At 47.4% G+C, this 14,246-nt stretch carries 11 protein-coding genes, 1 pseudogene and 1 riboswitch; of the genes and pseudogenes, 2 read left to right on the top strand and 10 right to left on the bottom strand.

Translation table 11 applies throughout. The features are described from left to right. Positions 1-340 precede the first annotated feature (340 nt). Both rsgA and KJS69_RS22525 read left to right on the top strand, forming a co-directional pair. Complete coding sequence (gene rsgA, locus KJS69_RS22530; protein WP_213586054.1) at positions 341-1,408, top strand: ribosome small subunit-dependent GTPase A; 1,068 nt, start codon at positions 341-343, stop codon at positions 1,406-1,408. Between the two features lie 14 nt (positions 1,409-1,422). After that, complete coding sequence (locus tag KJS69_RS22525; RefSeq protein WP_213586165.1) at positions 1,423-2,421, top strand: aminoglycoside phosphotransferase family protein; 999 nt, start codon at positions 1,423-1,425, stop codon at positions 2,419-2,421. A 125-nt stretch (positions 2,422-2,546) separates the two neighbouring features. On the opposite strand, the pseudogene KJS69_RS22520 reads toward KJS69_RS22525, so the two are convergent. From KJS69_RS22520 to KJS69_RS22475, 10 genes and pseudogenes are all read right to left on the bottom strand, one after another. Next, positions 2,547-3,475 (bottom strand): annotated as a pseudogene (locus KJS69_RS22520) (RNA-guided endonuclease TnpB family protein); the annotation flags it as partial. Positions 3,476-3,534: 59 nt separating this feature from the next. Continuing rightward, positions 3,535-3,720 (bottom strand): NUDIX domain-containing protein, encoded by a 186-nt coding sequence (locus tag KJS69_RS29800; protein WP_283777481.1) that lies wholly within the window; start codon positions 3,718-3,720, stop codon positions 3,535-3,537. An 86-nt stretch (positions 3,721-3,806) separates the two neighbouring features. Continuing rightward, positions 3,807-4,064 (bottom strand): DUF2164 domain-containing protein, encoded by a 258-nt coding sequence (locus KJS69_RS22510; protein WP_213586052.1) that lies wholly within the window; start codon positions 4,062-4,064, stop codon positions 3,807-3,809. 102 nt (positions 4,065-4,166) lie between these two features. After that, a complete protein-coding gene (locus tag KJS69_RS22505; RefSeq protein WP_213586051.1) occupies positions 4,167-4,988 on the bottom strand; it encodes a TrmH family RNA methyltransferase in 822 nt (273 codons plus the stop codon). 198 nt (positions 4,989-5,186) lie between these two features. Beyond that, a complete protein-coding gene (locus tag KJS69_RS22500) occupies positions 5,187-6,134 on the bottom strand; it encodes a DMT family transporter (RefSeq protein ID WP_213586050.1) in 948 nt (315 codons plus the stop codon). Between the two features lie 230 nt (positions 6,135-6,364). Beyond that, positions 6,365-6,518, bottom strand: a riboswitch (FMN riboswitch). A gap of 133 nt (positions 6,519-6,651) precedes the next feature. Next, positions 6,652-7,230, bottom strand: a complete 579-nt coding sequence (locus tag KJS69_RS22495; protein ID WP_213586049.1) for an AAA family ATPase — start codon at positions 7,228-7,230, stop codon at positions 6,652-6,654. A gap of 133 nt (positions 7,231-7,363) precedes the next feature. Further along, positions 7,364-7,768 (bottom strand): hypothetical protein, encoded by a 405-nt coding sequence (locus KJS69_RS22490; protein ID WP_213586048.1) that lies wholly within the window; start codon positions 7,766-7,768, stop codon positions 7,364-7,366. Between the two features lie 64 nt (positions 7,769-7,832). Then, a complete protein-coding gene (locus KJS69_RS22485; RefSeq protein WP_249730667.1) occupies positions 7,833-8,495 on the bottom strand; it encodes a class I SAM-dependent methyltransferase in 663 nt (220 codons plus the stop codon). Between the two features lie 472 nt (positions 8,496-8,967). Further along, entirely contained in the window at positions 8,968-12,099 is a 3,132-nt protein-coding gene (locus KJS69_RS22480; protein WP_213586046.1) for an efflux RND transporter permease subunit, read from the bottom strand. Next, complete coding sequence (locus KJS69_RS22475) at positions 12,096-13,208, bottom strand: efflux RND transporter periplasmic adaptor subunit (protein ID WP_213586045.1); 1,113 nt, start codon at positions 13,206-13,208, stop codon at positions 12,096-12,098. Before KJS69_RS22475 ends, KJS69_RS22480 begins: the two co-directional genes overlap by 4 nt. Positions 13,209-14,246: the final 1,038 nt, after the last annotated feature.

Below are 14,246 nucleotides of genomic sequence, written 5' to 3'. Positions count from 1 at the left end.
CTTATATGGTATTGGTGGTTTTAACTTAACCGAATATCGGGCATAGTAAATTCCAATCTTTGATTATAGCTTGGAATGAGAGAAAACGGGAATATCACCCGTGTTTTTTGCTATGCCGTAAACAGTAACCTTTCGTGAATACTGCTGTTAGCGGGACTGGTCGTTGCCTTCGGCAACTGCTCGTCCATGCAACCCGGATACGATGTAGGTCGTATCCCTTTTTGATTGTAAGCCTACTTTTTGGCTTTTCGCCGCGAAACAGCAGCTTCTTAGGAGGCTGCTTGTTCGCGGTATTTTTATGCCCAAAAACAACTTTATTTTTTAGGAGAGGATAGGTTCAATGATTGATTTGAAACAATACGGCTATATCGAAGCCGAAACGCCGCCGACAGGTTTAATACCCGGAAGGGTTACGGAACTTCAGCGAGAGCAATATACCGTCATCACCGAACAAGGAGAAGTGACGGCTGTATTGAAGGGCACGTTTTATCACACTGCGGGGGCTCGGGAGGATTTCCCGTGCGTTGGCGATTTTGTATTGTTGCAATTCAACGAAAACGGCGCTTCTCGCATTGCAAGATTGCTGCCCCGCCGCTCGAAATTTTCCCGCGCTGACTTTTCGGGACACGCAGTAGGATATGTCAAAACAATACTGGAGCAAGTCGTGGCAACGAATTTTGATTACGTATTTATCGTGTCGTCCCTAAACTGGGATTTCAAGGTCAACCGTATCCTGCGCTACCTGACACAGACACGGCAGAGCGGCGGCCAGCCTGTCGTAATCTTAACAAAAGCTGACTTGGCCCCGGATTTCAACGCACCGTTAGCTGATGTTCAGAAAGCGGCTCCCAATGTGCCGATACACGCAGTTTCCAGTCACACAGGGGTTGGATTAGACGTGTTGAGTGAATATCTGCAACCCGGCAAAACCGTGGTATTCCTCGGGATGTCCGGCGTGGGAAAATCCTCGCTACTAAACGCATTGATGAATCAGGAAGTGATGACTGTCAAGGCTATCCGCGAGGGCGACAGCCGGGGCCGGCACACAACAACTCACCGCCAACTTTTCATGCTCCCTTCCGGCGCGATGGTTATTGATACGCCGGGCATGCGTGAACTTGGGCTGTTCGAGGCGGACGACGGTATCAGCGCGGGATTTAACGATGTGGAGGAGTTATTCACACAGTGCCGCTTCAATGACTGCCGTCATCAGACGGAGCCGGGCTGTGCAGTTCTTGCCTCCCTTGCCGATGGATCGTTGCCGCGTGAGCATTGGGAGCGTTACCTTGCACAGAAGCGGGAAAACAAGTTTGTGAACGATAAATCGGGTTATCTAATGGAGAAACGAGCGTGGCACAAGTCGATTGCCATGCGAAATAAGGGGAAAAACGGAGGATATAAGAAATGAACAACCGTGATGAAATGTATGTAAAGCCCGAAATACTGGCGCTCGTTTTGAGTAAAATGTTCGGCAAGAATATAGCCCGCGCAGATTATCAACCCAAAGAGTTGCAAGGCGGGACATTAGGAGATGTTCGGCTTGTAACGGGCACGGCTGAAACTTCCGACGGTGAGAATCTGCCGTATAAGGTGGTTTGGAAAACACAGAAAAAATGGGAGCGTTATGGTGATCCGGATTCATGGCGAAGGGAATACGACCTCTATGCATCGGATTTCAAAGAGGTTTTCTTCGATTCGTTCCGTTGTCCGGAGTGTTATCACGCCGAAATGAATGGAGATGAGATACAGCTTTGGATGGAATATATTGATGGTGTGTCTGGCTTAAATCTGACCTCCGAAATGTATGAATGTGTAGCCGAGGAGTTGGGGCGATTTCAAGGCAAGCTGTACGCTGAACTACCAAGCGCATTGCAGAATTTGACCAATTTAAGCAAGGTTGAGTTTACGAAAAACTACTATCTGCGGTATCGGTCATGGAATGTTGTGTACGATTATATACGCTCCGACGACTGCGAAATTCCGAAGCACCTATGTCAAATGCTCATAGACATAGATAATAGTGTGGACGAAATATTCAGCCGCATTGAAAAGCTGCCCATAGTGCTTTGCCACAGAGATTTTTGGGTGGCAAACATATTCTACTCGGACGGTAAAATCGTACCCATCGACTGGGATACCGCCGGATGGGGGTACATGGGCGAGGACATCGCGAGTTTAATAACGGACGAAGCGGACGTCTGTCATATGGTTGAATACTACCAAAAATGCATTCCGGCGTATTACAGGGGCTTTTCGGAATATGCGGATGTGTCCCATATCTCCGATCATTGCATCCGTGAGTTAATCCTTATTATGTTCGGGTACAGGCTTGTAGAGTGGTATAAATTTGCTGAGTTCCCCGAAGATAAATTGCTGCATATCAATACACTTCAAAAAATCTATGAAATGAGGAATATGTAGGTCAACAACTCATGACTCAAGTCACGAGCTTGTAACTGCCCGGAAGTGAGTGCGGCGGTTAGCCTCCTTCCTTGGGGTGGCGTTACCATAGGCAGGTTGACTGCTGCCCGACTGCATAGGTATACCTATACAGCCACTTCAGCGATGTACTGGATTCCAATGCGCTGAAGATTCATGGCGCCAATGCGATCATCATTCGAGCGATACCCGCACTGCTGACAACAGAAGCGGTGCCTCTTCTTATCCCGATTGGCTCTCTCTGTATGCTCACATTTGGGGCAGGCTTGTGACGTGTAATGGGGATCAACCGCGATCACTTTGCCTCGATGGAGGATGGCCTTGTACGTGATCATCTGGCGCAGCTGATAGAAGGACCAAGAGACGGTTTCATAACGATCCTGGACCCGAACCCGCTCTGTACGGTTTCGAACACCCGTTAAGTCTTCCAGTACAAACAACGTATGGGCCCCATATCGGCGGACGAGTGCCTTGGATATCCGATGATTGATATCTGTCATCCAGCGGTTTTCTCGTCCCCCGATCCGCTTTAACTTCCGGCGAGCGGAGGCTGTCCCCAGTTGCTGCAGCTGCTTTCGCAAATGCTTGTACTTCGAGCGTCTATCCTTGATCGGTCTACCGTGAAAGAACGTACATTGACCTTGGGAGTCATAGCTGGTCGCAATAAAGTTGATGCCCATGTCTAATCCGACCACTTGATTCAACGATCGGACCGAGGGTTCTTCCACTTCTTTGGTCATTGGAAGTGTAAGAAGAACTTCCCTCGCTTGTGGACCAACTTGGCGGTCCCGAAGGACCAGGATCCATCGAAATACGTTTCCATGCCTTTCGTTTCATAAGGTACCTTGATGCGACCCTGCAGGGTGTTGATGGAAAACATCCGTTGCGTAAACGAGTAATCTCGACGCCAAACGAGGTCGAGCTCCGGTTTCTTGAACCGGACGAATGTCCAAGGGTGGCGATTGCCGATTAACGACTTGTACCGAGCGATCACCGTTCGCATGACTGATTGAGCCATTTGAGATCGTAAGGAAAAGGCATCAGGATCTGAAATTGTTATTTCTCCCTTAATCATTTTTACTAGAAACGTAAACATCAGGGCGTGATGCTTCCGTTCAGAAAAAAGACCTCCCTCACGGAATAAAGACTAGATACTTCCACTTCTAATCCTGTCTCCTCCATAGTTTCCCGTTTTAAAGCTTGTTCTAACGTCTCCCCCGCTTCAACTGCCCCGCCAGGAAGGCTCCAATAAGAAGAATCTCCCTTTCTATTTCTAACCATTAAAATATGCTCCTGAGATTCATCGAATATTAGAGCACAAGCAACATCCACTCTCTTCAAAGGGATCATCTCCTATGGTCTTCAAATCATCTTTTACGATTATCGATCGGTTCTTCAAGTGCATACAATTCATCTTCTATTTGCATCATTTTTTCATTGATCAAAGCTCGCGCATCCGTTATTCCCTTGTTATAAATATAGGGTCCCAGCTCTTTAATCATAAAATCAATGAACTGTTCCGCCCCTAAATCTCCGATGGTTTCGGATCGTTCTTGTTCAAAATAGGCTTTAACCTTCTCAATAATCTCTTCCTTATCTTCCTTAGGCAGCTTTATAGAAATCATGTCCCGTTCTTCCCTTCAGCTTGTTTTATTTTGATAGGATGTCTGCGCCTTCCTCAGGTAGTCCTTAATAGTTAGTTTATTCTGTACTCCGGAAGTTTAAAGTCAGTATCCTAAACTTCTCTGCCTGTTAATCTCATAAAGGATAATTGAAGTTGCGCAGGCCACATTCATAGAAGAGGCTGACCCTCCGATTGGAATTCTAACAGTAGAATCGCACATTTCTTTATACTTATGACATAATCCATCTGTCTCGTTACCGATAAGCAGAATCGTCGGCTTGGAGAAATCAGCGTAGTACAGCTCTTTCTTTCCTCTCGCACTTGTCCCTACGATTTGGACGTCAAAGGTCTCTCTTAGACTCAGAACCCATCTCTGAATTTCTAAGGGAGATGATATTCGAATGGTCGGCAAATTGAATAGTGAGCCCATGGAAGCCCGTATCGTTTCCGGGTCATACAAGTCAACGGCATGACCTGTAATAATTAAGCCCTGCGCTCCTAAAGCATCACAAGACCGTATAATAGTACCTAGATTTCCTCTACTGGACGGTCTGTCAAAGACAACCACCAGCATTGGTTCCTGCACCTGGATACGGGAGATATCGTCTTCAGGTATGGACGCAATAGCTATAAGTTCCGAAGTCTCCTCTTTATCACTCAACTTACCCATTAATTCTCCATGAAGCTCATAATGGAATTTGGCATTGGAGTTAGCTATAATATTAGCGCCCCAACTGGATAGCTTTTTATGTTTAGAATATACAAAACCATTAATCTCCCAATTATTGTTTATCGCTTCATTAATATTCCGAACCCCTTCCACAAAAAATTCATTATATTTATGTCTTTTGTTCCTCTTTCTTTTCAGTACCTCGAATTTTTGATAATCATTATTTTCCGAATAAATATCTACTATTGTTGGCATATTAACCCTTCTCCATTACAGTAATCATTCCTACTATAATATCAGAGTGTCTGCCAAATAAATTGGTAAAGAATTGTTATACTAACTTAATCCGCCAAATGAAGCCAAATCAAGTTAAACCATTTACGGGATCGCGGGTTTAATCATAATAATTTGAAGTCGGCATGCGGATTAGCGAACTGTGCCGGACCGGGGGCGCTACCTGACAGTTTCGTTTTGCTGACGTGAAATAACGTAAAGTGTCAGCCAGATCAGCACAAAACCGATGAGCTGCGCTATCGTTATGATTTGCTGGAATACGATCCAATTGATCAGAACGCCGACCATCGGAAAGCTCAGCTCAGCCAGTGTCGCATATGAAGCTTTAACCGCGCTGAGCCCTTTATAATAGAGCAGCAAACTAAGCAGACCCGGAAGAAGTGCCTGCAGCACCAGATTGAGCATAACAAGCGCCTGGTCCTGAATGCCGGCTGGCAATGACCACTCCTGCCCTTCTGACCAAGTAATGACAAAGAGCAGCGGCAGGGCCAGAATGAAACGCAAAGACGTTACAGTCTCATATGACATCTTCCCCAGCATATAACGGCCCATGACGGTCGATCCGCCCCAAAGCACTGCAGCGCTAATGGAAAGCAGACTGCCGATCTGCACAAAGTCACCCATCCCGGTAAAAGGAATCGTCCAGCCAAAAGTGAGCAAATACGTGCCGGCCAGCGCAAAGATGAGCAGCCAGCCAAAATAACGGGGCAATTGTTCTTTCAACAAATAGCGGGCCATCAGAATGGCAATCAGCGGCTGCAGCTTTTGCAGCAGCAGTACGGCATTCAAGTCTCCATGGGCCAGCCCCGCCGTAAAGAGAATCGTTGCAATGGCTGAGCCTCCCCAGGATAGGAACAGCAGTGCACCGACATGGACAAGACGCGTCCCCTTCAATTCTGCCCGCCGCCGCCACAATACCGGTGCAGCAACGGCAAACAGGAGGATATGCTCCAACAATACAATTTGCGTGGAAGTCAGCGACTTCAGCAGCAGTATTCGGAATAATGGATCGACGCCCCATAGGGCCGCGCCCAGTACGACCAGCCAAAAGGCGGGTACCCATCGCTTGCGTGTAGAAATAGAAGGAATAGCATTGACATTATTCACAGTTCATTTCTCCTTTTGAACCTCGTGGAGGCATGAAGGAAGAAAGCCCCGTTCCGCTATGGTTTAAGCGAAACGGGGCCAGTCAAATAAACCTATTGGTTATGTGCGAGAAGAAACACTCCTGCCATTAATGGGCAGCAGAAATCAGTCTCTTCCCTTAGGCCTTATACAAATTTATACATGCAAAACGGATAAATTTCTATAAGGAGAAAAAAGCCAATACGTTATTAACCGATCTTCTACCATCCGGACTATACCGTCGGCTTTGGAATTTCACCAAATCAGTCCTTTGTCAAAAAAACGGCAAAGGAGTCGCGGGCTTCACCCTGCACTTATGCAGCGGTCACCGCCGGTCGGGACTTACACCCTCCCCCGAAGATCCTTATTAGATTGTGTTTGTTTCTGTTGATTGAGTCGATTGAGTCTTATTCTCATAAGACACTTGTAATTTCTATATATCATAAACCCGTGAGTGTCCGTTGTCCAGGGCACTCATAGAGTTTCATGATTTGCTGGTCTAAATAAAACCTATCTGGCGGACAGCATTTTTTAGAATAAAGCTTGCTCTTTTTTTGACACTTATTTTGGGGACTTCAATAAGTTTATAATCCAGTTGTTTATAAGTTGCAATCATTATTTTATAAGTTGCCACTGCTTCTTCAAAATCCTGAATTCTTTCATTATCGGTTTTGTATATTTCTTCCCAAGGAGGTAAAATAAAAACTTGTTTGTTGTACCTGTATTTCTGAGCTGCTGATTCCAGTTTCTCTGAAATAGGAATGTTTATTAAATAGGAGTAAGCCAAAGTATCTGGAATACCTCTGTCAAAGAACAGCACCTTCCCGGGTGGATTCGTTAATGCCGAAAGGTAGCTCTCAATGGATTCGTTTAGCATTAAGTCACGATATTTTTTTACATTTTTCCAAGGTAAGGCATCGCCATTACAAGAAACCTGTGTTTGAATGATTTCCCTTGCGACTTCAGGAACGTAGTTATAACCATTTCTCTGTATTTCATTCAGCAAAGTTGTTTTACCAGCCCCAGGCCCACCAGTAATTACAACGAAATCATCCCTGATTAATTTATTATCCGTCATTTTTTAGTAGTTCCCCTAACCATATATTTGCTTTCTACGCTTTATCGTTTGTTACATTTCACGAGCGAAAAAGGCGGTCTCCTTCCATGCTCCCCCAACTCCGGCCGCTCGGCCACCCGTAGGGCCAAGGACCTTACGTCTCATTCTCAGCAAGATGGTATGAACACTTCAACGGCGCTGAATCCCATTCATATTGAACTGTAAGTTCGTTGTTATCGCGACTAAGGATCATTTTGAATGGATCGGCCTTGGGGTTTTCCAGCGAGACTTCGATTTCCTCTTGACTTAAATATTCATATACCCCGAACAAGAACCGAACGACATTATTTTCCTTTTTCTCATGCAAGGATACCGGGCTGAATTTCGATGTCGGATCGACCATGAATTTCATTTCCTCAAAACACGAGGACGAATCGGAATTGTCGACTAACTCCCAGTCACCTGCAATATCCTGGTACGTGTTATGCTTGCCGCAGCCTACAAGCAGTAAAAACAATGTCATAATTGCGATAAAAACCACGAGGTACTTAGATTGCATTTGCTTCCCTCCACTGAATATTCTTTGAGTTGCATCCGTGCCTACGTCAATCCCTATACAACAATTATTTTTCCCAAACCACCCCCATAGCCCAGCCTAATCTTTGAAAACGACAATTAGGTAACAACTTTCCATATAGATCGTGATATCCTTGTTCCGATAAGTACTTATCAGATGATAAATGTTCAAGCCACGACTTTGAAGTGTTATGTTTGAAAACTCTAATAGCGTTTTTTAACCCAAATTTACGGCAGTGAGGAATAAACTCCAATATGGCTCCAAGAATGTATACATAAGTCGCAGGGGTTTCTATCTCAGAAACGTTATCTAGAATAACAATCCTTCCACTACTATTCAGTAATTCTTTCATTTTGCTTATAACACTCGGAATGCTGTTCAGATGGTGGAATGTCGTCCTGCTCACGATCAAATCAAATTTCCCATCAAGGATAAGATTATCCGCGTCCATATTCAAGTAGCTCGTGTTTGAACGCTGGCGCTTCTCTTTAGCTATCTCAAGCATTTCATCTGAAATATCAATACCTGTTACTTCATCGAAATGAGATGATAATTCATCCACTAATATCCCCGAACCGCAGCCAATATCCAACGCTCGTCTTCTCTGCAAAGGAAGATTAGACATAAAAAATGAATTGTCATTTAAAAGAGTGTTCACGAAATCATACTCTTCAGCGACTTTATTAAATTGAATTTTGGTTATCTCCAAAAGCACCGGCCTCTTTTCCCCAAAAATTGGAAGATCGTAATAGTACACCGTAAACCACTGACTAAGTGCAGGAATAATATGTCGCCAATTAAAAGATGACCACGGGGTCCCATGTACAAGAATATAGGCGGCCCTTCTCCCGTAAATCATAACTTATCATTCCATGGGATGAGGGAAAGCTTTTTGTCCGTTTGAATGGCACCATACTTTTAACCTCCAATCAGTGTTATTTTTAATGAACTTATCTTTCTAATAACCATATCAAAAATATCCAGTTTCAGAAATAAAAAGGAACTCGAAAGAGTATTTTTGTTTTCACAATCCGTTTGCATTGCAGGCAAAAGTTAGCCCGACCCGAAAGCTTTCACGGTTCATAAGCGAGCTGCCGTACGAGATAGAAGCTCCACATAAAAAAAGAAGCCCTCGCGATCTCGCAAGGGCTCTAGAACTAACTGTTATAGAGGGTTCGAACTTACCCGTTGACTCCTGTATGAACTACAGGAGAAGATTTCTTGTTCCGCTTAAAGCGTCTCTTGAACCAGCCGGACATGTCGTCAAACAGCGTGTACATGACCGGGACCAGGAACAAGGTAAAGCAGGAGGATACCATCAGCCCGAAGATGATGACGACGGCCAGCGGAGCCTGGGATTCGCCGCCTTCGCCGATCCCTAACGCGAGAGGGATCATGGCAAGGACCGTAGTCAGTGTGGTCATCCAGATCGGACGGAGCCTTGTCGTTCCCGCCTCCAGAATCGCCTCGGTTCGCTCCACGCCTCTGCCGCGCAGAGTGTTGATGTAATCGATCAGCACGATTGCGTTGTTAACGACGATTCCCGCCAGCATGATTACCCCGATCAAGGCCGGGACGCTGAGCGGCTTGCCTGTAATGAACAGCCCCAGCATTACTCCGACGAACATAGTCGGCATAGCGAACATAATCACTAACGGATGAAGCACCGACTCGAACTGCACGGCCATAACGATATAGACGAGGAAAATCGAGAACACAAGCGCCATAGCCAAGTCCTGGAATGACTTCATCATATCCTCCGCTTGCCCGCCCATCGAATACGAATAGCCGTCCGGGAAATTCATCCCGCTAAGCGCGGCGTTAATATCAGCGATGACTCCGCCAAGATCGCGATCCACAATATCACTGGTTACGTTGACCTGCCGCTCCTGATTCTGCCGCTGAATCTGCGATGGGCCCACCACCTGCTGCAGCTCGGCCACGGCGGACAAGGGAATAAGCTGGCCAGTTGCGGTCGGCAGCATCATGCTCTCCAGATCGCTGATCGTCTGGCGTTCCCCTTCGGGCAGAAGGATTCGGACATCATATTCATATCCATCCTCCCGGTACCGGGTAGCCACTCTCCCATTAAAGCCCGTCTCCGCCTCTTGCAGCACCTGCTGGAAGCTTAATCCATACTGGGCAGCCGCCTCCCGATCGACGTGCACGCGAATTTCCGGGCGTCCTGCGGAGATGGAGCTTTGAGCATTGTGGATTCCTTCAATCTGGGAAACGGTCCACACGACCTGCTCCGACAGTTCAGTCAGTACCGTAAAATCGGGGCCGTTGATTTGAATCTGCACGGGAGTACCGGTTCCGAGTCCCGCCGCTTCCTCGGACACTACGATGTCCCCACCGGGAATCGCGGCCAGCTTGGCCTGCCATTCCTTCATCATCTGACTCGTCGTAATGTTGCGCTGATCGGAGGAGACGAGAGAAAGGTTATACGAAGCGGTGTTCGTTCCCGAGCTCATGCCAGGTCCGCCGCCGCCTCCAACGGATAAATAATTCGTTTCAATGATATCCGCATAAGGCTTTAACACCTCATCTACCTGCTCGGTCACTTTTTCCGTTTCATGTAAATTCGATCCGGCATCCGTTTCAATACTAATCGTTATTTCCCCTTGATCCGAAGCCGGGAAAAATTCCATCCCGATAAAAGGAGTCAGGGCCAGGCTGCCCACCAAGACAGCAATCGTCAGAAATACCGTTGTTTTACGATGCGAAAGCACCCATTTCAGAACACCTTTATATACATTCAGGATCCGGCCGAACCAGGCAAAAAATCGGCCCAAAGCTCTCTTTCTTCCATCCTTGCCAGTCCCTTTGTCTTCCCCATTTTTCTTAAGCTTTAACAATTTGGACGACAGCATGGGAACGAGAGTTAAGGACACGACTAAGGAAGCAATTAACGAGAAGGAGACGGCGAGAGCTAGCGGAACAAACAGGTCCGAAGCAATCCCCTCAACGAATACGATCGGCAGGAATACAACAATGCTGGTCGTCGTAGATGCTATTACCGCCGAGCCAAGCTCCGAAGCTCCTTTCTTGGCCGCCTCCATAATCGGAGCCCCGTTGCGCCGATGTCTCGTAATATTTTCCAGAATAATAATCGAACAGTCGACCATCATCCCGATCCCGAGAGCCAGTCCTCCCATCGACAATACGTTAACCGTCTGTCCGGTAAAATACATCAGCGTAAATGTAGAAATTACCGCGATCGGAATCGATAGGCCGATAACGAGGGTCGCTCTGAAGCTGCGTAAAAACAATAACAGGATGAGAACGGAGATCGCTCCCCCCATAATCATATTGCTGACTACCGAGGAGATCGATTCTTTAATAAACAGCGAAGTATCCATGACGACCGATAATTTCGCGCGGTCGCCGAGCTCCTGGTTGATTTTATCCATGGCTTCATTCAATCCATTGGCCACTTTGACCGTGTTCGCATTGGAACGCTTCTGAACAGATAAGATAAGAGCGGACTCCCCGTTGACCTTCGTCAGCGAATTCTGCTGCTTGTACGTATCTTTCAGTTCGGCCACGTCAGAAATCCGGATTTGTCCGCCTTGAGGAAGGGGCAACAGGGTGTTGGAAATGTGATCGAGGTCCGTGTATTCTCCATCGACCCGAATTTGCAGTTCCTTATCTCCCTTGGCGATGACTCCGGCCGAGGCCGAACGATTTTCTCCACTCAGCGCTTGAATAATTTGCCCGCTGGATACTCCAAAGCGCTTCATCTCGGCGCGGTTCAGCTCCAGCTGAATTTCCCGGGTTTTGCCCCCTTGCACGGATACAGATCCGACCCCATTCACTCTCTCCAGCATCGGAACAATTTTACTCTCAGCTATATCCTGCAGCACTTCCGGCTTATCTCCATTCAAACCGATAGCCATCACAGGTATCTGCTGAGGGTCGAAGCGCAGCACGGAAGGATCATTGGCATTTTCCGGCAAGAAACTCTTCATCTGGTCGACTTTCTCCCGAACCTCGGCGACCGCCGCATCCAGATTTACTCCCGAGTCGAACATCAGAACGACCAGGGAAGAGTTAGGCTGGGAAGTCGATTGAATCGTATTAACTCCCTGCACGGAGCTAATCGCCGACTCCACAGGTCTGCTGACTAAATTTTCTACTTCCTGGGGTCCCGCCCCTTGGTAGCTGGTTGCTACGACGACGATCGGCAAGTTGATATTAGGAAACAAATCGACCGCCAAATTTTTGAGCGACACGAAGCCAAGCGCCAGGATGGCCAGAACGACCATGACGACGCCAACGGGACGTTTGACGGATACGTCTACTACCTTCACTTAACGTCTCCCTCCCCGATCACCTTCACTTTACCTCCATCAGACAATGTAAATTGTCCCTTGGTGACGACCTTATCCCCCGCCGTCAGCTCGCCTTGAACGGCCGTCTCATCCGATTGAGCCTGGACGATATCGACATTCATCTTCACCGCCTTGTCCTCGCGGATAACAAAGACGTAAGACTGCCCGCTTTCCTCCATAATGGAAGCCGTCGGAACAATCAGCACATTCTCGGCGAGAGTCTGCGGTATAACCAGCTTAGCCATCATTCCCGGCTTGACCAGGCGTTCCGCATTTGCAACGGTCACTTCCACTGTGAACAGCCCGGAATCCGCAGCGGCCGGCGACACATATTCCACCGTGCCTGTCACAGGATGCCCGCCCACTTCCAATTGAACAGCCTGTCCTTGCTGAAACAAAGGAAGCTGCTTCGGGCTAATATTGGCTACCACCTTGATAGGGTCGAGCGAAACAATTACCAGGAAGGGAGATTGTCCTATCATTTCACCCACTTCATTCTGGATGGACAGCACTTCACCGTCGATCGGGGAATGGATGACGGCGTCGGACAGTCTTTGCTCCGCTTGCTTAATTCGCAGAGATGCCTGCTGCACGCCAATTTCCGCCTGCTCTACCGCCAGCTGCGCCTGCTTTAAATTTTCGGCGGCCTGCTCTTTAGCGGTCTCATCTCTTAGCGAATTTTTCGAAGCGTCCAGCCCTTGTCTTTCTCGGGAACGGGCCAACTCCAGTTGGGTTTGCGCATTAGCCAAGCCCGCCTTCTCCAGCTCCAACGCGGTAATCAAATCGCGGTTCTCCACGGCGGCAAGCGCCTCTCCCTGCTTCACTGCCTGACCTTTACTTACATAAAGCTTCTCCAGAGTTCCGGATACTCTAGGCACAACGGAAATCTGTTGGGACGCTTGCGCCGTTCCCGTCACTTCCAAATTTATGGCCATATTGCCTTCGCGCACCGACTCTACCTGAACCGGCGTCTGTTTTTCCTCGTCCGCATTCCCTCCGCTGGGATCTGCACTGCACCCCGCTATGATCAGCACGAGAATGACTAACCACGGAATCCTTTTGTTCAGGGATAAAGTTTGTCCAAACATTGCCATTTCCCCTCTTCAGTAGTATCTTTTTCTTTTTATAATGGTACTATTTACTGACTCATTGGTCAAAGAGTTAGAGGAGGTTTTTTTCTATAGAAATACAGAATGGAAAGGGATAATAGAATATGTTCAATAGTTTGTCACTTTTATAAAATGACCGTCCGGTCATAGGATTCGAGAAACCGTTAATCTCTCACAAAATTTTGGATATATATAGAGAAATAAATTAGAATTCAGTGAAAAAAGGGGCTCTTCCCATTTTGTCGAATAATGAGATAAGAGGTGATTTTATGGTGTTTATTAACTGGAGTTTAATAGGAATTGCCGGGGGGCTGCTTCTACTGGTACTGGTAGCTATCCTGGTTGTCGTTTTGCTGAAAAAATGATTGGTTTCCGCTGCGGATTGCAAAGCGCTTCCCCTCAATAAACGCCTGCCGGCGTCTTATCAAGATGGACAAGCACTTTTCTACGCGCGCGCTCCCGGCGCGCGTTGCGGCGCTGGCATGGGAACGGTCAGACCCATGTGGGTCAACCATATGTGCTGCGTTGCGTACACTACGCCGCTGGTTAGGCGCTGTGTTGCGTGCTGCGATACTGGTTAGGCGTCCAGTGGACAATCGACTGCAAATGTCTGTACTACGCCACAGGTTAGGCGCTGTGTTGCGTGCTGCGATACTGGCTAGGCGTCCAGTGGACAATCGACTGCAAATGTCTGTACTACGCCGCTGGTTAGGCGCTGTGTTGCGCGCTGCGATACTGGTTAGGCGTCCAGCGGACAATCGACTGCAAATGTACAGTCTGTACTACGCCACAGGTTAGGCGCTGTGTTGCGTGCTGCGATACTGGCTAGGCGTCCAGTGGACAATCGACTGCAAATGTCTGTACTACGCCACAGGTTAGGCGCTGTGTTGCGTGCTGCGATACTGGCTAGGCGTCCAGTGGACAATCGACTGCAAATGTACAGTCGTTTGGACCGTAATCCGGTCTTTTTCATCCTTCGACTGCATTTCTACAGTAAAATCGTTAGTTTCATCCCTT

The sequence above is a fragment of the Paenibacillus sp. J2TS4 genome, assembly GCF_018403245.1.
Lineage (GTDB): Bacteria > Bacillota > Bacilli > Paenibacillales > NBRC-103111 > Paenibacillus_L.
Note: the sequence above shows the minus strand (reverse complement) of the source record. Positions and strands in the feature narration are given on the sequence as shown.